The organism is Streptomyces sp. NPDC001401 (assembly GCF_042895385.1).
Taxonomy (GTDB): domain Bacteria; phylum Actinomycetota; class Actinomycetes; order Streptomycetales; family Streptomycetaceae; genus Streptomyces.
Genome location: NZ_JBIAWI010000012.1, coordinates 123621 through 142818 on the forward strand (window position 1 = coordinate 123621; position 19198 = coordinate 142818).

Here is a 19198-nt window from a genome sequence, read left to right on the forward strand (position 1 = left end):
AACACCCCTTTCTTGTCTGTTAGTTGGCGGCAAGTGATGTGGTGATGTCGGACAGGTCACGGATCGCGGTGCCCAGCCCGTGAGCGGCGATCGACGACATGGGGTTGAGAACGACCTCGGCGACGCCGCACCGGCGGTATTCCTCCAGCAGATCGGCGATCTGCCGGGGACTGCCGTGCACAAAGGTGCCGCTGTCGACCAGGGCCCTGGCTCCCGCCCGCGGGTCGTCGGCGTGCGCCGCCACCCCGGCGCGCCGGAGCATGTCCGTGTAGTGCGGCATGGAGAGGTGGACGCCCGCCGCTTTCTGCGCCACCTCGTACACGTCCTTGCCGTACCGGTCGGGGTACACATGGACGACCGTCGCCACCTCCGGAATCGGCCTCGCGGCGGCCGTGGCACCCTCGGTCAGCGCAGGAATGATGTGGTCACGGACATAGGCGGGGGGTGTCATCCAGGTGATGGCCAGATCCGCACAGCCGGCGACGCGCCGCGCCATGCCGGGGCGCAGTACGCCGGCGGCCCAGTGGACCGGCGGATGCGGCAGTGGTTCGAGCTGGAAGTCGACTCGGTGGAGGTCACCGCGGTGAGTGACGGCCTCGCCCGCGGTGAAGCGCCGGGCGAGGGTCAGGAACTCCACGGTCGCCGACGCCGGCTTGGCCAGCTTCTCCCCCAGGGCCGCGGCCTGGAAGCCGGCGGATCCGGGGCCGTACCCGGCCACGTAGGAGTGACCGCTCAGCATGGCCACGCCACGGGCCTGGGCCGCCGCGTCGATCGGATGCCGCAGCGGGAACAGCGTCACCGCCGAGCCCATGGGCATGCGGATGCCCGCCCCGCACAGGTAGGAGAAGATCTGGTGCGTCTCCGCCCGCAGGGACTGGCCGGTCCACAGCCGGTGCACCCCGAGGCTCTGCGCGGTCCTGGCGAACGGCAGCAGCACGGCCGGGTTGGACACCTGTGCCGGATACAGCCACGAAACGCGCATCACATGCCTCCGGCCATGGCGGTCTGCCGCCGGCCGGCCAGCTTCGAGCCGGATTCCTTGCGGGCGGCGCGGTGGAGCATCTTCGGCGCCAGCCACATCCCGGCCACGGTCCACGCCACCAGGACGAGCGCGACCCAGGGCAGCTGCCAGGAATGCGAGGTCTCGGCGACGAGCATCTGGTCGGGGAGCATGGCCGAACGGATTCCCTGGGCCATCCACTTGACCGGAAAGACCTCCAGCACCCACTGCACATAGCGGGGCATGGCGGCGAAGGGAACGAAGACTCCCGACAGCATGACGAGCGCGTAGACCGGCAACTGCAGCAGTGCGGAGGCACGCTGGGAGTCCAGCAGTGCTCCCAGGGTCGCGCCCAGCGGTACGGTCGCCAGGATGCCCAGGACCAGGACCCAGACCAGCGTGGCCCACTTCAGGGGTGTCGACGGGAGCGGCATCGCGAACGCCAGATGCGCGGCGACGAGCATGACGACCGCGGCCGCGGCCGCGCGGACACAGATGTGCAGCATCCTCCCGACCAGATAGGCGGGCATGCCGTCCGGGGTTCCGCGCAGCCGGAGCATGGTGCCGTCGTGCCGGTCCATGCTGATCATGCTTGCGGTCGAGGAGAGCCCTTCGATGGCCGCGACCATGGCCACACCGCCGGTCACCATCAGCAGCGACTGCTTGATGTGGGACCCGGCGACGAACCCGGAGCGCTGCGAGGCCATGAACAGGAAGATCCCCGGGGTGAGCAGCAGACCCACGATCTCCATCTTCGAGGTCACAGCCGACTTGATCAGTACGCGGGCGCGGTCCCACCCGGTAGCGGCGATCCTCTGAGCGCGCGTGCTCACATCTCCCCCTGTTCACGCAGGAACGACAGGTAGGTGTCCTCCAGCGTGGGGCGGACCACCTCGATCCCGGGTATGGGCCCTTGGAATGACTGGGTGAGTTCGTAGACCAGCTTTTCCGGGCCGGCGGTGTGCTCGACCTGCTTGCTGCCGTCCGCTGCCGTCCAACGGACGACGGACTGCTCCGAGACCTGCCGGGCCAGCGAGTCCAGGGAACCGGAGATGCGCACACGCCCTCCGACCAGAATGCTGACGGTGTCGGCCAGTCGCTCGGCCTCGGCCAGGTCATGGGTGGTCAGCACCACCGTCACGCCGGTGGAGTCGCGCATGCCCAGGATCAGGTCGTGGAATTCCCGGCGCGCCTGAGGGTCGAACCCGGCAGTGGGTTCGTCGAGAAACAGCACCTCCGGGCGGCCGATGATCCCCAGGGCGACATCCACCCGCCGGCGCTGGCCGCCGGAGAGGGTCTGCAGCTCCTGGTCGGCCCGGCCGGTCAGGCCCGTCATGGCCAGCAGGTCGGTGGTGGCGTAGGGGTGGTCGTAATAGCGGGCGAAGTGGCCGAGCACATCCCGTACGGTCCATGCCGCGTGGTCACGCCAGGACTGCTGCACGATGCCGACCTTGTTGCGCCATGCGGCACCGGCGTGTTCGGGGTCGGTGCCCAGCACGCTCACCTGTCCGCCGGACCGCTGCCGGAACCCTTCCAGGATCTCGATGGTGGTGGACTTCCCCGCCCCGTTTGGGCCGAGCACACAGGCAACCTCACCCTTGCCGATGGTCAGGTCGACGCCCTTGAGAACCTCCGTGGGCCCATAGGCCATGGTGATGCAGCTTGCTTCGATGACAGATAGTGATGACATGTCTTCCATTGGTTGATTGACTGCCGGCGAGATTAATGGCCACGGAAGGCCTGATCGGCTTGCGAAAGAATGGGTTTCTTGGTCCCGTATCCGCGCTGACCTGCACGAAGGCACTTCCCCCGGAATGCGGGGTTCCTTTTCTGCGGCGCGACCGCCCTAGGCTGGCCGCCTGTCCGCAATTCCGCAAAGAAACAGGGGCTTTACCATGGCGGGTCTCGAAATGTTCGGGTTCGGCAACCGGAAGGTACCGGTCATCTCCGACATCGACGCGGCGCTACGGATCGTGCGTGACGAGTTGGAGCAGGCCGGCCCCGAGGACGCCCCGGGACTGCGCCGGGCCCTTGCCGCCCTGGAGAACTACGCCGACCACTCCGATCCCGTGGTGCACTGGGCCTGCGATCTGCTCGACAAGGCGGGCATCGACCCGCACGCCCACCCTGTGGCGGCCATCAAGCGGGTGCGTGAGGAACTGCCGGGGGTGGGCCTGGCGTCCGCCAAGAAGATCGTGGACGGGGCCGTCACCGCGACACGGGGGCGGTGACGGCGCATGCGCCTTCGCTGTCCACCAGTTCGGCGAGGAGCGGGACGTACGAGGGCATGAGACGGGACCAGCCCATGTAGGCGGCGAAGTCGTGGGAATGGATCAGCACCCGCAGCGCGGTGGCGATCCGCACGGTGGGCAGGTCGACCGGCCGGTCGTACGACGACAGGAACGCTTGTCGCAACTCGTCGACGTAGGCGGGGTCATGCCCGTTGAGATGCTCGTTCTCGTACAGCTCGCCGAGCATCCAGCCGATGTCGAACTCCGGGAGCGAGGCGGCTTCTTCGGTTCCGCACAACACCGCGGCCCGCAGGATGTTTCCCGTATCGGGAGCGATCATCCCGGTTCCCATCGCCCCGTGCACGACGAACCGCCCCTTTGGCCGGGCGAACAGCTCGCACCAGTGGCGCAGCGTGTTCCACCGGGGCGTCCCGAGCCCTTGGCCGGCGACGGTGTGCCAGGCGGCGGCCGCCTTCGGCCCTTGCCCGTCGACCAGCCACGACATCACCCGGTCGATGCCGCCCGGTGTACGTGCGCGGGCGCTGTCCGGCAGCGGAGTGTGGAACCGCGCGAGGCAGCGTGCCACGCACGACAGGAGCCCGGCGGCGTCGGCCGGGTTCTCCTTGGACAGGAACATCGAGGCCAGGGACCTGGCACCCGGGGTGCGATAGGTCAGCGCCGTTCCCCCGTCCGCGCGGACCTCGGACGTGGGCGTGACAAAGCGCACCTCATCGTGTGCGGCGCGCTCCGCCGCCAGGAACAAGAGCCGCGATGGCGTGGTCAGTGGGCGGGGCCGGTCGGTTCCGCCACTGTGGGTCCATGCGTACGACGAGTCGTCGCAGGTGATGACGGTGGACAGGTAGCCCGTCTCGTAACGGTCCATCAGCTCAGGCATCGGCCTGCGCCTTCATGCCGTACCGGAGTTTCTCCAACATCGCCATGACAGCCGGTAGTTGGGCGGGAGTGTGGGTGTCGCGTTCGCCCGTGGTGGCGGATATCCCCCGGACGCCGGGCACCACGGTGAGGTTCGGCCACTGAGCCAGCTCCTTCATGTGCCGGGCGTACGAGTGCCCCTCGGCGGCACCGGGCGGCAGAGCCGGGGCAACAGCGATGGGCGCCCTCGTGCACTGCAGGGCCAGCATCGCCGGGGTGTCCGCCATCCCCTGGGCCAGGCGGCCGATGAAGGAGAACGTGGCCGGGTAGACGATGACGCTGTCCGCCCAGTGCGACAACTCCACATGCAACGCCGACAGCGGAGACTCGGGCCAGGCGTCCTCGACGATGTCGGTCTTCGCCATCAGCGACAGCGCCGAGACGCCGGTGAAGTTCTGCGCCGACTGGGTGAGCACGATCTTCAACTCGACCTCGGGATAGGCCGTGCGGAGCCAGTTGGCCCACATCGGGGCCCACATCGCCGAGACCGACCCTGTGACCACGTACAGAAGCCGCTGCCCGGTGAAGACCGGAACACCGGCCGTCGGGATTGTCTCGTTCACCTGGTTTCCTCTGTGTCCGCGCCGGTGTCCGCGACGATCACTCCGCCGAATCGGTCCGGGGCGTAGAACTCGGCGGCGGCCTGCCGAACCTGGCACGCCGGGACACCGGCCAGCCGCTCCAGTACAAGGGGGATGTTCTCCGGGTCCTCACCGGCGACCAGACTGGCGTCGAACGTCGCGGCGAGACCGGCCTGGGAGGACATGGAGATCAGCATGGTGCCGGTCATGTAGCGGCGGGCCTGGTCCACCTCCTGTTCCGTGATGGGCGAGGAGGTCAACTGCCGCAGATACCAGTCGATGCGCCCGACGGTGTGCGAGGTCCGGTCGGGTGCGGTGTCCGCCTCGACGAGGATCACGTGCCGGTCGAGGTGCTCGCCCAGGACGGCCTGGACCCGGTAGGCGAGTCCTTCCCGCTCCCTGAGCCCCAGGACGAGGCGCGAGGAGAAGTAGCCGCCGAAAACCGCGTTGGCCAGCGACAGAGCGAGATGGGCAGGGTCCTGACGGGGTATGGCGGGGGCGGCGAGTCGTATGTGGGACTGGTGCCGTCCGGGGCGGTCCAGCACGACTGTCCGGCCCGTGTCCGGCGCGGGGCACCGCGCGCGCCGCTCCCCGGTGTCGGCGACGTCGGCGAAGTAGCGCTCGCACCAGGCAGCCGTGACCTCGGGGTCATGGTCGCTCACCACGACCAGGTGGCCGCCTCGCGCACTGATCATGCGGCTCTGGTGACGGGCCAGGACCTCGGCGGTGGCGCCGGCGACCAGGGTGGTGTCGGCCACCGGTTGCATGGCCGCCGGGACGGGCTGGTACAGGTGCCGGAGGAACGCGACCGCCGAGTCGAGGTGGGGCTGGCCGGCCGCCAGCACTGTCCGGGAGGTCACCTGTCGTACCGCCCACGCGGTGACAGCGGCATCGGCGCAGGGGGAGGCGACGACACGGGAGAGGTGTTCGAGAACCTGCTCGAGGGACTGTGACGGGGCGTGGACCGAGATACCGAGCCACTGTCCCTGACGGTGCACGGTGACCGACGCTCCTGTGGCGGCCAGCGCGTCGGAGAGGGTCTTGTCCAACGCCGCGGCCAGCACCTCGCTCCGGGCGTGGCTGACGGCGTCATCGGGTGCGCAGGAGAGCGACAGGCGCACCATGGCCATGGGGGCCAGGGCGTAGCGGCTTGCCATGATGGTCATGCCCGACGCCGTGGCGGCCCGCACGATGGGAGGAACCACCACCTCGGGCAGTGCGGCAAGTGCTGGCAGCACCGTTGGTCCTTTCACGATCTCACCAGGTGGACGACGGCCGGATACTGGCCGCACAGTGAGGCGGCGGCCTCCGCCACCGAGGCTTTGCCGACCCGTTCCACGCATGTCACCAGGTCCGCAGCGATATGCGGATTGCCGAAGAGGATCTGCCCGGTCCCGGCCAGGCCGGCCCGTGAGAGCAGTGAGTCCTGTCTGCGGTACAAGGACGCCAGGGCGCTCCGGACAGCCGCTGCCACCTCTGCCTCGTCAACCCCGCCACTGGCCACGCGGTGCACCACGCGGCCGATGCGTTCGGCCACCGGTCCGTGCTGCCCCTCATCGTGGGTGGCGACGATCAGGAACGTTTCCGGAGCAGCACACTTGAGGGGACCGAACAAGCCGCATCCGGAGGAGATATCGCCGGTCACCTGCTTGGCAAGCCCGTGGTGCCCGCCGGTGAGCAGCGCCGACAACACCAGGTGGGCCGCGTAGTCGTCCAAACTGTCCGCCGGCCCTGGCATGCGGTATCCCAAGGCCGTGGCCGGCTTGGGCGCCATCGGGTCCTTGTGCCGTAGGACGTTCTGTTTCATGGGCCACGGTTCATGCAGATCAGCCGGGGCCGGTACGGCGCGCGGCGGGACATCGTCGAAATACTCGCGTACGAGGGTTTCCGCTTCCGCATGGTCAATGTTTCCGCACAGGGAGATGACCGCGTTGGACGGCGAATAGTACGACTCGAAGAAGTCAGTGCAGTCGTCGAGGGTGGCGCGACTGATGTCCTCCAGGTCGCCGTATCCGTTATGAGTGTTCTCCCACTTGGTAAAAAGCGCCTGCGGCAGGATGGTCCAGGGAAATCCTCCGTATGGCTTGTTCAAGACGTTGGAGCGTATCTCCTCCTTCACCACATCTATCTGTGTTCCGAGGTTTTCCTCGGTGATGTCGAGGGCCCGCATGCGGTCGGCCTCGGCGAACAGAACACGGTCCAGAGTGGTTGACGGAACAACTTGGTGGTACTCGGTGTGATCTTGGTAAGTGTTTCCGTTGGCTACGCCCCCGCAGGCCTGGACCAGGGAGAAGTGGCCCTGGCCAGGGACGTTCTTGCTCCCCTGGAACATCATGTGTTCGAAGAGGTGGGCGAAGCCACTGCGGTGGCGAGGCTCGTTACGAAACCCGATTCCATACTGTACGGATACGGCTACCGTAGGTGGCCCTTTTGTTTTCTGGGTCACAACACGTACCCCATTCTCCAGGACGAGATTTCGCATCGACGGCTGCATGGCCGCAACCGTAGACGTCGACGGCCGTAAAAGTAACGTATTTCTTTGGAGGGAAAGGTTCCGGTTTGCCCGATTCTTGTAGTTAAGCGCTTTCCTGGCTGAGAAGTGCTGGCCGGGCTATGATCGACGCGCGTGAACCATAAGGGGGAAGTGTGTCTGCATCGGAACGCGCTTGTATAGCGCAGGGCATCCTGACCAATGCCCGTCGGATCCTCATGACGGATTACTTCATATTTCATAGATCTTGGCTCTGCGGGGAAAATGGAGACCGGTGCCCGGTGTCATAGATGTCAAGGCCACCCGTAATACCCCCGGACGAGAAAACAAAGATCGTTCTCGCTTTGCTGTCGGGGCAGGCGACCGTAGCTGAGGCCGCAGAACTCGCCAACGTCTCAGAACAGGCGATACGCAACTGGAAGCGGCAATTCATCGAAGGGGGTGCGCGCAACATGAGGGGTGAATCCGTGTGCGGGCACGTCCTGAAAGAGGTAGAAATGTCCCAGGAAATAGTTGACCTCAAGGCCGCGATCGCCGACCTGTACATGCAGCTGAAGCCCCACCGGGCCAGACCTCGGGCACTACCCGAGAGGCTCCGCGTCAATGGCTTGGCCTAGGAGGTCTGCATCCCGGTCCCTTGCTGAAAAGTCAGCAAGGGACCGGGGTGCATCAGCCCCGGGGGAGAGGGTTCCCACCGGGACGTCAGCCCTGAGTCTGCAACTGCCGCAACTGCCGCTGCACATGGTCCAGTGCACCCTGCTTGCGCCCCGGCACCCGCGAGCGCAACTCGGCGAGCGACGCCCCGAGTTCGCGCGCCGCAGCCGCGTCCCGGACCTGCCCCCACTGGTGATGCGCCCGGTCCACGGCCGCCTCGACGGCCGACGCGTCCGGCGCCTGCCCCGCCGCCAGCCGCGCCGCGGCCACCCCTAGCCAGGTCCGGCAGCTGCGCACCGGATCCCCGGCCAACATCGCCAGATCCGCCCGCACTTCGGCCCAGTGGAACGCCGCTTCGGACCCGGGCCCGTGCGCGCGTACGGCGAGTTGCTCCTGGTGGGCGGCGAGGGCGTCGGCGTCGGGGTGACGGCCGGACTGGACGGCGGCGGAGATGAGGGAGTGCGGGTCGGCGCCACTGTTGTCGGCCTTACTGCTGTCGGCCTGTCGGCTCTGCTGCCGGTCAGCAATATCCAGCCCGTCTGGGGGTGCCCCCTCTGGGGGAGTTTGAGGACGAGGCCGTTCAGGCCGATACGGGGGTCTGGGGGCGAAGCCCCCAGGGACGGGGCCCCCGACACCCGGCACCGCCAGCACGAGGTCCGCATGACCCTCGACGCCGACACGGCCCAACGCCAGCTGATGCAGCTCCGCCGGTGCAGGCCGCCGGCCACTGCGCAGAATCGTCGCGACGGCCTTCATGTACGTCGGCACGGCAACCGCGCGACGGGACGGCGGCGGCGCAATGCGGCCGTAAACCGCGTTATTGCGCCCGCAGTCCAGCGGAGCGCCCCGCAACCACTCCCACGTCTCGGCATCCGCATGCAGGTCCAGAAAGAGGGTGGTGGAACCAACCGCCCGCAGCCGCAGTTCCTCCCGTATCCAGTGCCAGGGCAGCCCGGTGTAGCGCACCGTCGCGGGCGTCGTACGGGCCAGTGCCAGGTGCGGCAGCCGCTGGCGCCGGTCGAGCTGCAGCTGCCCGGTGAGGAAGACGGTGAGCGGCCCCGGGGCCCCCGCGGCCGCCCGCAGCCGGGTGAGCACGGCCTGCGGCTCCAGCGGGTCGGCGAGCTCGACGACGTTCGCCGTGTCCGTGCCGGACAGGACGGCGGGCGGGACTGCCGCGAGGACGGGAAGGACGGACGCCGCGTCCACCAAGCAGCCCTTGCCCGCCGGGGATGCGGCGAGCAACAGCACGGTTCCGGGCATCGTTCCCTCCCCATCCCCCGTCGATCACTTACCGCAGCACCGTAACCGCTGCGGCTGCAAAGGTGGGTGTCAGGACCGAAATCGTGCGGTGCGCCTCAGGACTCCAGGTACCTGCGCACGTCGCCCACTTCGTCCCGCCTGCCGATCGCGAGCGCGACCCAGGAGCCGTCCGGGAAGGCGAGGTCCACACGGTTGCGGTGGCGGGCCGGGTGCGGCTCGCTGCGCAGGGCGAGCACATGCCGCGGATACTCCCCGAAGAGCTCGGGGGGCTCGCGCTCCGACAACCCTGGAGCGCTGAGCAGCAGCACTCTGCGGTCGGTGAACGTCAGCAGGAACCTGTTGTTCTCGTACTCTCCGCGTCGGTCGCCCGCACGCACAGCGATCACGAATCGCCCCGCGTCGCTGTCCCAACCGCCCTGCCACACCCGGCCGCGCACCAGCCGCCGGATGCCGAAGCCCCGAAACAACCACTCCTCCAACTTGTTGGCCAGTGCCTCCACCGGGGCCGCCAGCACAGCGATCGCCCCCCGCGCTTGCGGCGGACGACAACGGCGCGGAATCCGCTCCGGCGCCAGCGGATCCAGCCCGGCCGCGAAGGCACGGTAGAGCTGCTCACCGCTCGGGAGGCAGCGGGCGACGTACTCCTCACGTCGCACGTCCCGTTCAGTCGTCATCAGCCGAAGTCCTCTTCAATACTGCGCTTGTTCACCCGGTAGGGCTGGTCGTGGGCGAGCTGCTGGTCCCGCGCCAGGGCCTCCTTGGTGGTGTCGCTGTGGAGTGCCTCTTTGACGGGCCCCGCCGGGTCTCCGGTGAGCCCGGGGGCCTCCCCGAAGAGGGGCTTGAAGACATGTTCCTTGAGCTGCTTCATCCCTTCGTGGTGGGCGGCCCACACAAGGCCCTTGTGCGTCCCCTCACCACCCATGCCGCGCCAGCCGGACATCTTGCGGACACCCTTGGCGGCCTTGACCACGTCCTTGAACTTGGCTTCCCCGGCCCGCATGTCCTTCACGGCCTTCATCAGGTCCCGCAGGGCCGTACCGAGCTTGGAGGAGACCTGTTCCACCCGCTCGACGTAGATGGCGATCTCGGCGTCCACCGCCAGCGCGTCGACGGCCGTGGCCAGGCCGGCCGTCAGCAGGTCGGTGATGAGTCCCGCGGCCACCGTCATGGCGATCATTTCGATCGCCTCGCGGATGATGGCGACGACGGTGTCCTCGGCGAGCTTGCACTCCTTCGCGGCGCTGTTGAGGATCTCCGCGGTCCGGCCCATGTCCTCCGCGGTCCGGTCGATGGCGTCGACGAACTCGCCCATGCCGCGGCCGAAGGACGCCGAAGCCTCCCCCTCCCAGTGCTCGGGGAGCTTCGCGGCACCCATGCGCAAGGTGTCGGCCAGCGACTGGAGTGCCTTCGCCTGGCCGTACCAGCTGTGCGCGGCGGCACTCAGCTGCCCCGGCATGCCGGTGACCTTCTCCAGCTCGTCCAGCATGCCGGTCGCATCCAGGACACCCCGGACGAGGTCGTCGATGCCGGCGTCCAGGCCGTGTTCCTGGCTGGGCTGCACGTCCTCCAGCGGCGGGAGCGGCGCGGGTTCCTTCTTCGTCCAGGCGTAGGCGGCTGCTGTGTCGCTCATACGTCGATCGCGCCGCCGATGCCGTCCAGCCCCTGGCCCAGGTCGTACTCGTTGCGGAGATACTCGCCGGCGACGTCCCGGAGCCCCTGGGCCACGTCCGCCAGGACGGAGACGAGGTCCTGGACGTTGTGTTCGGCGGCACCGGCGTGGTCCCGGTAGGCGGAGTGCAGCTCGTCGGAGTCCGGAAGCTTGCCGAACGCACCGTCCGGCACGGTGATGTGGGCGAGCGCGGAAGCCACCCGCGGAATGTCGTCGAGGTGCTGCTCGGCTTGTCCTGCGTACTTGAGCAGCACGTCCGGGTCGGCGTGGAAGCCGTCTCCCATGAGTCCCCCATGCGTTGCGTGCGCGTTTGTTGCGTGCGCCGCCCATCGGGCGGATGCGCGCATCCGGCGAGTCTAGGAACGCCCGGTAGCGGCGCCGCCAAGCCGTGGAAAAGGGAAGTCCAATGCCGGTCAAGATCACGCAAAGATGTCGCGCGCTTCCTCCCCGCCCGCCGGACCGCCCGTCGGACCGCAACCCCGGAACTGCCTCCGTCCGCCGACTTGCCAGGCCCTCCCCCCAGGTGTGCTCTGGTAGGCGGGGGCGAGGAGAGAGAGGAGTGCTCTCATGGCTCAAGCGGCACCCACGTCCGGCGGGATGATGGGCAAGGTCAGGCTGAACCGCGCGGCTCGGCCCACCCGCACACCCGACCTCTTCGACGAGCGGGTCCACACGGTGGGACGGTACGGGATCCCCGTCGTCCTCGGACTCGTCTACGGCTTCTGGTGCGCGGCCAACCGGCGCGGCGGCGGCGAGATCACCGGCTGGAACATCCTGTTCGGCTTCGTCACGGCGGCCGTGTTCATCGTGCTGTGCATCGCTGTCGCGACGTTCGCGCCGCTGCTGAAGCGCGAACTGCACTCGCTGGTGAAGTCCGGCTTCGCGGGCGCCGCGGTCGGCTTCCTCTACGCCCAGACCGGCGAGTCGATCTACCGGGCCGTGGCCCTCGGCGTGATCGTCACGGCGGGCGTCTTCCTGGTGTTCTTCTACCGCTACTACACGCGGGAGGACGCCGAAGGGCACCGCATCCGCTGACCTCCACGAGGGCGCAACGCACCCAAATGGAGTCATACCGCTCGCGCACCCCGCCCCCGGGCCGTTGCCTGGAGAGGTGGTCCCTCGTCCTGCGCGTCTGCGCAGCGCCCTGTCGGCGGCACTGATCGCCCTCGCCTGTCTGCTCGCGCCGTGCGGCACGCTCGCGGCCTGGGCGGCGTACGACCTCACCGACACGAGCCGCTACGTGACGACGATGGCGCCGCTGGCCGCGGATCCCGCCGTACGGAACGCGGTCGCGGACACCGTCGGCAACGGGATCATGGAACAGGTCGACGACAGGGCGGACGTACGGCCGCTGCCGGGCACCGTGCGCCCCTTCGTGCACGACGCAGTGCACTCCTTCACCGGTACCGAGGCCTTCCGCCTGGCCTGGGACTCCGGGAACCGGGCCGTCCACGACGCCGTGCTGCGCGCCCTGCACGACGAGAGCGACCGCGACGTCACCGTCGACCTCGCCCCGGTCACCGCCCAGGTCAAGCGTCAACTCGCCGTGGACCACGTCGCGTTGGCGAACCGCATCCCGGTCGAGCACACCGAGGTCTCGGTCCTCCCGGCCCAGGAGCTGGACCGGCTCCGGAAAGGATTCCATGTGCTGGAAGTCGCCGGTTTCTGGCTGCCCGTCCTGGCCGTCGTCTTCGCCGTCGCCGGGATCGCGGTCGCCGCCTGCCGCCGCCGTGCGGTCACCGCGACCGGGCTCGGCACGGCGCTGGGCGGCGCGCTGCTCGCCCTCGCCGTCACGATCGGCCGCCGTCTCACCCTGGCCGACCTGCCCGAGGAGGCCCACCAGCCGGCCGCGGGCGCCGTCTACGACGCCCTCACCGCAACCCTGCGCCAGGTGTCCTGGCTGCTGGTCGTCCTGGGCCTGACGGTCGCGCTGACGGCCTGGCTCACGGGACGCTTCCGGCATCCGGGCGGCCGCGGAGGAGTCCGCGGTTCGGCAGCACCCCAAAGGGGCGCGGGACAGCGCCGAGCTGCGGCTCCGCCGCGGGGCGCGACCAGCCACAACGCACCCGCAGACGAATCCCCGGGCCTACAGCGGAGCCCTTGATGCCACGCCGGCGAGCGCCCGCAGCGCCCGCTCCAGATCAGGCACAGCAGCCGACGCGAGCCCGAGCCTGACGGCGTCCGGGGTGCGTCTGGGGTCGACGGCGAAGGCGGTCCCCGGCGTGACGGCGATGCCGCGCGCGGCCGCCGCGGCCGTGAAGGTGTCCGCACGCCACGGCGCGGGCAGCTCCCACCAGGCGAAATAGGCCCGCGGATCGCTCCGCACCCGAAACCCCCGGAGGTGCTCGGCGACCAGCTCCTGCCGCCGCGCCGCGTCCTCCCGCTTGGCCGCCACCAGCCGCCCCACCGTCCCGTCCCCGATCCACCGCACCGCCGCCTCCAGCGCGAACCGTCCGGCACTCCACCCCCCGGACCGAACGGCCGCCGCCACCGCCTCCACCCGATGCGGCGGTACGACGAGAAAGCCGACGGTGAGCCCGGGCGCGACCCGCTTGGAGAGGCCGTCTACGACATACGTGAGATCGGGCGCGTGGGCGGCGAAGGGGTCGCCGCCCACCTCGTCGAGGAAGGACCAGATGCGGTCCTCCACAACCGGGATGCCCAAGTCGGCCACGACTTCGGCGAGTTGGCGCCTCCGTGCCTGCCCCGTCGTCACGGACGTGGGGTTGTGCAGGGTCGGCTGGAGGTAGAGGGCGGACAGGGGAGCGGCCCGGTGGGCGGCCGCGACCGCCTCCGGACACAGCCCGCCCTCGTCCATGGCCAGCGGGACCAGCCGGACGCCCAGCCTGCCCGCGATCTCCTTGACCAGCGGATACGTCAGCTCCTCGACACCCACGCGGCCGCCCGGCCGGACCAGGGAGGCGAGAGCGGCGGCGATGGCCTGGCGGGCGTTGCCGGTGAAGAGGAGCTGGTCGGGGGCCGGGCGCCGGCCGGGGGTGGCGAGCAGCGCCGCCACCGCCTCGCGGGCCGCCGCGGTACCGGCGGCGGGGGCCGGGCGCAGAGCCTCGGCGAGGACGTCGGGGCGCAGCATCGGCGCGAGGGCGGGGGCGAGCAGCTCCGACTGGCCGGGTGCGGAAGGGTAGTTGAGCTCCATGTTCACCGGCGCGGCGGTCGCCGGTTCGGTGAGCGCCCGCCCGGCAGGTCCCGTCGGGGCGGCCCGCACGAAGGTGCCGCGGCCGACCTCGCCGACGACCAGCCCCCGCCGTACCAGCTCTCCGTACGCCCGCTCCGCCGTCGAGGCGGCGATCCCGTGCCGTCTGGCGAACTGCCGCTGCGGAGGCAGCCGTTCGCCCGGCCGGAGCCGCCCACCGGCGATGTCGGCGGCTATCCGGTCGGCGATACGCCGATACGCGTCCATGAACCGATCCCCCTGCTTGCCATTGCACCGAGGGCAAAGATCTTATTGCACCGAGGAATTGGCCCGCCCTAGGGTCGAACCCATGCCAGTCCCAGTCCCCCTCGTCCTCGTCCACGGCCACCCCTTCGACCACACCATGTGGAGCCCGCAGGTCGAGGCCTTCTCCCCGGCCCGTCGCGTCATAGCCCCCGACCTACGCGGCTACGGCGCCTCCGCCGAGACCCCGCCCGTCATGGCCTTCGAGCAGTTCGCGCAGGACGTCGTGACCGTGCTGGACGGCCTCGGGGTGGAGACCTTCGTCCTCGCGGGCCTCTCCATGGGCGGCCAGATCGCGATGGACTGCTACCGGCAGTTCCCGGACCGCATCCGCGGCCTGGTCCTCGCCGACACCTTCCCTGCGGCCGAGACCCCGGAGGGCGTCCGCACCCGCCACGCCATGGCGGAGCGCCTGCTGCGGGAGGGCATGCGCGGATACGCCGACGAGGTGCTGGAGAAGATGGTCGCGCCGTCCGCCTCCGCAGAGGTCAAAGCCCACGTCCACCGCATGATGACGGCCACCCGACCCGAGTCCGCCGCCGCGGCCCTGCGCGCCCGCGCCGCCCGCCCCGACTACCGCGAACTGCTGACCCGGGTCACGGTCCCCGCGCTGGTCGTCGTCGGCGCGGATGACACGTACACCCCGGTCTCCGACGCGGAGGCGATGCACGCGGCACTCCCCGACTCGACCCTCCACATCATCGAGGGCACGGCCCACATGCCGAACCTGGAGCGACCGAAGGAGTTCAACGGGACGCTGGACAGTTTCCTGGCGCGGATCGACTCCTCCGGGGGATGATTCGGGCATCCCACTCGTGAGCGGAGGGCCCGGCCTTGGACACTGCGGCTGCCGAGTGGACCGTTGCGAGCGAGGACGAGCCGGTACGGCGGGCCGGCCGGCGTTTCGCCGCCTGGTGCGCGGGCCTGCTGCTGGCCGGGGTGAGCGTGGTCGTCGGCTGCCGCGTCGCCGACAGCGACGGCGTCACCCCGATCCCCCAGGTCCTCGCCTTCCTGCCCTGGCTGCTCGCCCCCGCCGGGCTGGCCCTTCTCCTCGCGCTGCTCGGGCGCTGGCGGCTGGGGATGGTGTGGTCGCTCGTCGTCCTCGCCCTGCTGGCGTGGTACATGGAGCCGTACGGGAAGACGGACGAGCCCGGCGGCACTCCCGTCGCCGAGTTCAAGGTGCTGACCTCGAACGTCGAGTTCGGGCGCGGGACAGGCTCCCTCGTCCCCGAGATCCGGCGCCACAAGCCCGACATCGTGTTCGCGGAGGAGTGCGAGTACACCTGCCAGGCGCGGCTGAAGCGGGAGTTCGGCGCCGACTATCCCTACCGTCAGGCCGTGGCGGCCGGCGGCTCCGAGGGGTCGATCATCCTCAGCCGTTTCCCGCTCAAGGGCACAGGTGGCGTGGCCGGGATCATGGGCATGCCCGGTGCCGTCGCCGATGTGCGCGGGCATGCCGTACGGCTTCAGCTGGCGCACCCCATGCCGCCGCTGCCCGGCCAGGTCGGCCTCTGGCGCCGCGAACTCGGCCGGTTGCGGGACGCTGCCGCCGCCACCCGCACGCCGATGATCCTGGCCGGCGACTTCAACGCCTCCCAGGACCACGCCGCGTTCCGCCGCATCCTCGACGCCGGTATGCGCGACGCCGCCGGGCTCGCGGGCCACGCCCGCACGCCCAGCTGGCCCGCCCGCACCGCACCGACGTTCGGCGCCCAGATCGACCACGTGCTCGTCTCCCGGGACTTCTCGGCGGGCAGCGCCCGTTTCCTGGACCTGGCCGACACCGACCACCGCGCGCTGCTCGTGGACATCACGCTCCACGGGCACGGATGACCTGCTGCTCATCGAAGCCGCCGAGGAACAACTGCTGGAGGAGCCATACGGCCTCGCCGTGGCCTGAGACGCCTTCCGGGGAAGGCGTCTCACCTACGGACACAGGCGGGTGCGGCCGCCCCGTGCAGGAGGGCGGCCGCACCGTGTGGGGGGTGACTAACGCGTGCTCTTGTGCAGGGACTTGTCGCTCAGGGCCTTGTCCAGCGCCGCCTGGAAGCCGTTGGCCCAGAGCTGGTCGACCTTGGCGCGCTCATTGGCGTCCGGGTTGGGGTTCGTGCAGGACGGTCCGGGACCGCCGCCCGACATCAGCTCACTGCACGGACCCTCGTAGTGGTCGGGCAGGCCGAGGACGTGGCCCGTCTCGTGGGCGGTCACACGGGTCGAGTCGTACTCCTTGTTCTGCGCGTAGTCGAGGAAGACATAGCCGCCGCCGTGACCGTCGGTCGAGGCGTACGAGCCGCGGGAGTCGTTGCCCTCGCGGTAGCTGAAGTCGGCGCCCGACGAGCCCGACTGGAGCTTCACGTTCGACACCGAGCTGTTCCAGATCTCGGCGCTGCGAGCTATCTCGCCGCTGAACGTGGGCGCCGCGGAGGCGTCGTAGGTGACCGTGACGGCGGCCGCACTGCTGGGGTGGGCGGCCCGCTTCTCGGCGACGGACTTGAGGACCGCCTGGAAGAAGGCCTTGTTGGCCTTGGCCTCGGCGGACGAGCCGTTGTAGCCGGCGTACGACGGGGCGGAAGCCGGGGCCGCGGCGGCCGGAACCGCCGTACCCAGGCCGAAGACCGCGAGGCTGAGGCCGACGGCCGCAGCCGCCCGTATGGACGCGGGCATGACAGACACAGAGGTGCGCTTGCGCATCGATGACTCCTAGGTGGGGGGTGAGTCGTCGATGCTGAGTTTCGGCCCCTGTGGGATGGCTGTGATGATGGCAACCGGCGATAGCACAGCCGTATCACCACCCGCCGAAGCGCCCAATTCACATACATCGGGCGTGATTTGTGTGGCTGGTGAAACCTTGGGTTCCGCTTTACGCTCCGAGGGCATGGAGCTAGAGGTGAGACACCTCCGCGCGCTGTGCGCCATAGCCGACACCGGCAGTCTGCACCGCGCCGCCCGCCAACTGGGCGTCGCCCAGCCGTCGTTGAGCACACAACTGCGCCGCATCGAGCAGGAGCTGGGCGGCGCACTGTTCGTCCGCGCCCGCACCGGCTGCCGGCCCACCCCGCTGGGCAGCCTGGTGCTGAGCCGCGCCCGCCCGCTGGTGGCCGAAATGCGCTCCCTGGTCAGCGAGGCGAGAGCCGCGGCCACCGGGGGCCCCGAACTGCGCGTCGGCTCCACCTCCAGCAAGGCCCTGGCGGGCTGGCTGCGCCGCCTGCGCACCCGCGGCCAGGACCCCACCCTGCACATGAACGTCTCCCCGAACGCCCTGCTGCGCATGGTCGCCGACGGCCAGCTGGACGTCGCCTTCGTGCACGAGGTCGAGGGCAACCCGCTGCGTATCCCCGAAGGCCTGCGCCTGCGCACCCTGATCGAACGCGAACCGCAGTTCGTGTACCTCTCGGCAGACCACCCCGCAGCGGCGAACCCCGTGGTCCGCCTCTGCGACCTGGCCGAGGACCGCTGGATGATCGATCCCACCGTGGATGGCGAATGGGACGCGGTCCAGCGCATGTTCCGCACGGCGGGCATCAACCCGCACGTCCTGCACGGCGACTACCACACGGCCGCCGCCCTGGTCGCGACCGGCGAGGTGGTCACCGTCTGCCAGCCGACCGCGATCTCCCACCCCGACATGGCCGTACGCCGCCTCCAGGGCGACCCACTCGGCGTACGCCTCCTGCTGGCGGCCCGAACGGAAACCGACCTGGACGGCGCCCTGCCCGCACTGGAGGAGGCGTACTGGGAGTCGGCACGACGGGCACCGGCGTATCGGGAGTGGCTGGAACGCGAGGGACAGCATCCTGCGTTGACGTGTGGTTGACACGCGTGGCCGTACTGTCCCTTGCCCCTGCCCAAGATCGCCATCTGGGGCCGCTAACCTTACGTGTCCGTCCTGGCCAGGGATTGACGGGATCAACTCACGCGAAGGGTTGCGCACATGGGCATTCTCACTCTCCTGCGGAACGCGTTCGGCAGGTCACGCAAGGGGCGTGCCGCCGAAGCAGAGGGTGCGGACCTCACCCCTTCGCACACTCCGGAACCGACGGTCCCAGCACCGTCCCCCGAGCCGCAGCCGACGGCATCTGCGCAGGTCCCGGAACCTCGCTCCTCGTCCACGGCGGACCAGGACGAGCACGACCTGGTATCGGCAGCCTTCGACAACATCACGGTGCCGAGGCCGTCGGAGCCGGTGGACCAGCCGACTGCGAAGGCTGAGGAGACGGTGGCGGAGGCCGCCCCCGAGCCGGAAGAGCAGCCGGAACCGACCACGGAGGCCGAGCCCGAGCTGGCGGAGCGGCCGGAACCGGCCACTGAGGCTGCCCCGGAGCCGGAGCCGGAGGCTGCCGCGGAACCGATCGCGGAGGCTGCGCCGGAGGCGGAGGTCGCCCCCGAGCCGGAGCCGGAGCCCGAGCCCGTGATCGAGACCACCCCCGAGCCGGAGCCCGCGCCGGTCGCGGAGACCGAGCCCGAGCCCGAGACCACCCCCGAGCCGCAGCCCGCGCCGGTCGCGGAGACCGAGCCCGAGCCTGAGGAGCCGGAGCAGGCCCCTGAGCCGGTGGCCGCCGAGGAACCGGAGCCCACCACGGCACCGGAGGAGACCGCGGAGCCGGTCGCAGAAGTTGAGCCGGAGGCGAAGCCCGAGCCGGAGGCAGAGGCCGCCCCCGAGCCCGTGATCGAGACCACCCCCGAGCCGGTCGCGGAGACCGAGCCCGAGCCGGTCGCAGAGGCCGAGGAGCCGGAGCAGACCCCCGAGCCCGTGGCCGCCGCGGCCGAGGTGAACGAGCCCGCAGCCGCCGACGACGAGGAAGCCCCGCAGGAGCCACTCGCAGCCGCCGACGAAAGTGGTACGGGTGGTGCGGGTGGGAACACCCCCGCCGAAGGCGAAGCCGAGGCGGAGGCCGAACCTGCGGCCGAGGCGGAGCCGGAAGCCG

At 70.0% G+C, this 19198-nt stretch carries 20 protein-coding genes and 1 pseudogene; 8 read left to right on the forward strand and 13 right to left on the reverse strand.

The genetic code is table 11. The features are described 5' to 3' along the window. Window positions 1–19: 19 nt before the first annotated feature. The 3 genes from ACFY10_RS34165 to ACFY10_RS34175 are packed head-to-tail and all read right to left on the reverse strand — an operon-like array spanning window position 20 to window position 2651. Window positions 20–982, reverse strand: coding sequence for an LLM class flavin-dependent oxidoreductase (locus ACFY10_RS34165; protein ID WP_390669111.1), 963 nt, complete (start codon window positions 980–982; stop codon window positions 20–22). Next, window positions 982–1833: an ABC transporter permease gene (locus tag ACFY10_RS34170; RefSeq protein ID WP_390669112.1), complete on the reverse strand. Its 852-nt coding sequence runs from the start codon at window positions 1831–1833 to the stop codon at window positions 982–984. The genes ACFY10_RS34165 and ACFY10_RS34170 overlap by 1 nt, the downstream gene beginning before the upstream one ends. Next, entirely contained in the window at window positions 1830–2651 is an 822-nt protein-coding gene (locus ACFY10_RS34175) for an ABC transporter ATP-binding protein (protein ID WP_390669113.1), read from the reverse strand. Before ACFY10_RS34175 ends, ACFY10_RS34170 begins: the two co-directional genes overlap by 4 nt. A 244-nt stretch (window positions 2652–2895) precedes the next feature. Here ACFY10_RS34175 and ACFY10_RS34180 point away from each other — a divergent pair, with 244 nt between their 5' ends. Next, window positions 2896–3231, forward strand: a complete 336-nt coding sequence (locus ACFY10_RS34180; protein WP_390669114.1) for a hypothetical protein — start codon at window positions 2896–2898, stop codon at window positions 3229–3231. Here ACFY10_RS34180 and ACFY10_RS34185 read toward each other — a convergent pair. From ACFY10_RS34185 to ACFY10_RS34200, 4 genes are read right to left on the reverse strand one after another with little or no spacing between them, the layout of a single operon-like run. Then, window positions 3209–4126 carry a hypothetical protein gene (locus ACFY10_RS34185; protein WP_390669115.1) on the reverse strand — a complete coding sequence of 306 codons (918 nt, stop codon included), beginning with the start codon at window positions 4124–4126 and terminating at the stop codon, window positions 3209–3211. The genes ACFY10_RS34180 and ACFY10_RS34185 overlap by 23 nt on opposite strands. Further along, complete coding sequence (locus ACFY10_RS34190) at window positions 4119–4727, reverse strand: flavoprotein (RefSeq protein ID WP_390669116.1); 609 nt, start codon at window positions 4725–4727, stop codon at window positions 4119–4121. Before ACFY10_RS34190 ends, ACFY10_RS34185 begins: the two co-directional genes overlap by 8 nt. Then, window positions 4724–5983 (reverse strand): M16 family metallopeptidase, encoded by a 1260-nt coding sequence (locus ACFY10_RS34195; RefSeq protein WP_390669117.1) that lies wholly within the window; start codon window positions 5981–5983, stop codon window positions 4724–4726. Before ACFY10_RS34195 ends, ACFY10_RS34190 begins: the two co-directional genes overlap by 4 nt. 11 nt (window positions 5984–5994) lie before the next feature. Next, the gene (locus tag ACFY10_RS34200) at window positions 5995–7239 is read right to left on the reverse strand and encodes a M16 family metallopeptidase (RefSeq protein WP_390669118.1); all 1245 of its coding nucleotides are present in this window, start codon (window positions 7237–7239) and stop codon (window positions 5995–5997) included. 287 nt (window positions 7240–7526) lie between these two features. Between ACFY10_RS34200 and ACFY10_RS34205 the strand changes: the two genes are divergently transcribed. Further along, a complete protein-coding gene (locus ACFY10_RS34205) occupies window positions 7527–7853 on the forward strand; it encodes a transposase (RefSeq protein WP_390669119.1) in 327 nt (108 codons plus the stop codon). Window positions 7854–7938: 85 nt separating this feature from the next. Here the strand turns inward: ACFY10_RS34205 and ACFY10_RS34210 are convergent, their stop codons facing one another. The 4 genes from ACFY10_RS34210 to ACFY10_RS34225 all read right to left on the reverse strand — a co-directional run bounded on the left by ACFY10_RS34210 (window position 7939) and on the right by ACFY10_RS34225 (window position 11103). Next, entirely contained in the window at window positions 7939–9150 is a 1212-nt protein-coding gene (locus ACFY10_RS34210; RefSeq protein WP_390669120.1) for a hypothetical protein, read from the reverse strand. 95 nt (window positions 9151–9245) lie between these two features. Further along, window positions 9246–9824, reverse strand: a complete 579-nt coding sequence (locus tag ACFY10_RS34215) for a hypothetical protein (RefSeq protein ID WP_390669121.1) — start codon at window positions 9822–9824, stop codon at window positions 9246–9248. Beyond that, window positions 9824–10780 (reverse strand): WXG100 family type VII secretion target, encoded by a 957-nt coding sequence (locus ACFY10_RS34220; protein ID WP_390669122.1) that lies wholly within the window; start codon window positions 10778–10780, stop codon window positions 9824–9826. Before ACFY10_RS34220 ends, ACFY10_RS34215 begins: the two co-directional genes overlap by 1 nt. Next, the gene (locus tag ACFY10_RS34225; RefSeq protein ID WP_390669123.1) at window positions 10777–11103 is read right to left on the reverse strand and encodes a hypothetical protein; all 327 of its coding nucleotides are present in this window, start codon (window positions 11101–11103) and stop codon (window positions 10777–10779) included. Before ACFY10_RS34225 ends, ACFY10_RS34220 begins: the two co-directional genes overlap by 4 nt. A gap of 283 nt (window positions 11104–11386) precedes the next feature. Here ACFY10_RS34225 and ACFY10_RS34230 point away from each other — a divergent pair, with 283 nt between their 5' ends. Both ACFY10_RS34230 and ACFY10_RS34235 read left to right on the forward strand, forming a co-directional pair. Beyond that, window positions 11387–11854, forward strand: a complete 468-nt coding sequence (locus ACFY10_RS34230) for a hypothetical protein (RefSeq protein ID WP_390669124.1) — start codon at window positions 11387–11389, stop codon at window positions 11852–11854. A 76-nt stretch (window positions 11855–11930) separates the two neighbouring features. Continuing rightward, window positions 11931–12923 (forward strand): hypothetical protein, encoded by a 993-nt coding sequence (locus ACFY10_RS34235; RefSeq protein WP_390669125.1) that lies wholly within the window; start codon window positions 11931–11933, stop codon window positions 12921–12923. Here ACFY10_RS34235 and ACFY10_RS34240 read toward each other — a convergent pair. Further along, window positions 12906–14237, reverse strand: coding sequence for a PLP-dependent aminotransferase family protein (locus ACFY10_RS34240; protein ID WP_390669126.1), 1332 nt, complete (start codon window positions 14235–14237; stop codon window positions 12906–12908). The genes ACFY10_RS34235 and ACFY10_RS34240 overlap by 18 nt on opposite strands. An 82-nt stretch (window positions 14238–14319) precedes the next feature. Between ACFY10_RS34240 and ACFY10_RS34245 the strand changes: the two genes are divergently transcribed. Both ACFY10_RS34245 and ACFY10_RS34250 read left to right on the forward strand, forming a co-directional pair. Then, complete coding sequence (locus ACFY10_RS34245; RefSeq protein ID WP_390669127.1) at window positions 14320–15072, forward strand: alpha/beta fold hydrolase; 753 nt, start codon at window positions 14320–14322, stop codon at window positions 15070–15072. A gap of 35 nt (window positions 15073–15107) precedes the next feature. Beyond that, window positions 15108–16106: an endonuclease/exonuclease/phosphatase family protein gene (locus ACFY10_RS34250; RefSeq protein ID WP_390669128.1), complete on the forward strand. Its 999-nt coding sequence runs from the start codon at window positions 15108–15110 to the stop codon at window positions 16104–16106. 156 nt (window positions 16107–16262) lie between these two features. Here ACFY10_RS34250 and snpA read toward each other — a convergent pair whose 3' ends face one another. Further along, window positions 16263–16964, reverse strand: a complete 702-nt coding sequence (snpA, locus tag ACFY10_RS34255; protein ID WP_390669129.1) for a snapalysin — start codon at window positions 16962–16964, stop codon at window positions 16263–16265. Between the two features lie 184 nt (window positions 16965–17148). Here snpA and ACFY10_RS34260 point away from each other — a divergent pair, with 184 nt between their 5' ends. Then, a complete protein-coding gene (locus ACFY10_RS34260) occupies window positions 17149–18087 on the forward strand; it encodes a LysR family transcriptional regulator (protein ID WP_390669130.1) in 939 nt (312 codons plus the stop codon). Between the two features lie 117 nt (window positions 18088–18204). After that, window positions 18205–19198: pseudogene (locus ACFY10_RS34265) on the forward strand (Toxic cation resistance protein); the annotation flags it as partial.

Bases quoted from the DNA above. Each gene is read 5' to 3' on its own strand.
- ACFY10_RS34165 (WP_390669111.1), bottom strand. From the start codon at position 982: ATGCGCGTTTCGTGGCTGTATCCGGCACAGGTGTCCAACCCGGCCGTG.
- ACFY10_RS34175 (WP_390669113.1), bottom strand. From the start codon at position 2,651: ATGGCCTATGGGCCCACGGAGGTTCTCAAGGGCGTCGACCTGACCATC.
- ACFY10_RS34180 (WP_390669114.1), top strand. From the start codon at position 2,896: ATGGCGGGTCTCGAAATGTTCGGGTTCGGCAACCGGAAGGTACCGGTC.
- ACFY10_RS34185 (WP_390669115.1), bottom strand. From the start codon at position 4,126: ATGCCTGAGCTGATGGACCGTTACGAGACGGGCTACCTGTCCACCGTC.
- ACFY10_RS34200 (WP_390669118.1), bottom strand. From the start codon at position 7,239: ATGCAGCCGTCGATGCGAAATCTCGTCCTGGAGAATGGGGTACGTGTT.
- ACFY10_RS34205 (WP_390669119.1), top strand. From the start codon at position 7,527: ATGTCAAGGCCACCCGTAATACCCCCGGACGAGAAAACAAAGATCGTT.
- ACFY10_RS34210 (WP_390669120.1), bottom strand. From the start codon at position 9,150: ATGCCCGGAACCGTGCTGTTGCTCGCCGCATCCCCGGCGGGCAAGGGC.
- ACFY10_RS34215 (WP_390669121.1), bottom strand. From the start codon at position 9,824: ATGACGACTGAACGGGACGTGCGACGTGAGGAGTACGTCGCCCGCTGC.
- ACFY10_RS34220 (WP_390669122.1), bottom strand. From the start codon at position 10,780: ATGAGCGACACAGCAGCCGCCTACGCCTGGACGAAGAAGGAACCCGCG.
- ACFY10_RS34225 (WP_390669123.1), bottom strand. From the start codon at position 11,103: ATGGGAGACGGCTTCCACGCCGACCCGGACGTGCTGCTCAAGTACGCA.
- ACFY10_RS34230 (WP_390669124.1), top strand. From the start codon at position 11,387: ATGGCTCAAGCGGCACCCACGTCCGGCGGGATGATGGGCAAGGTCAGG.
- ACFY10_RS34240 (WP_390669126.1), bottom strand. From the start codon at position 14,237: ATGGACGCGTATCGGCGTATCGCCGACCGGATAGCCGCCGACATCGCC.
- ACFY10_RS34245 (WP_390669127.1), top strand. From the start codon at position 14,320: ATGCCAGTCCCAGTCCCCCTCGTCCTCGTCCACGGCCACCCCTTCGAC.
- snpA (WP_390669129.1), bottom strand. From the start codon at position 16,964: ATGCGCAAGCGCACCTCTGTGTCTGTCATGCCCGCGTCCATACGGGCG.
- ACFY10_RS34260 (WP_390669130.1), top strand. From the start codon at position 17,149: ATGGAGCTAGAGGTGAGACACCTCCGCGCGCTGTGCGCCATAGCCGAC.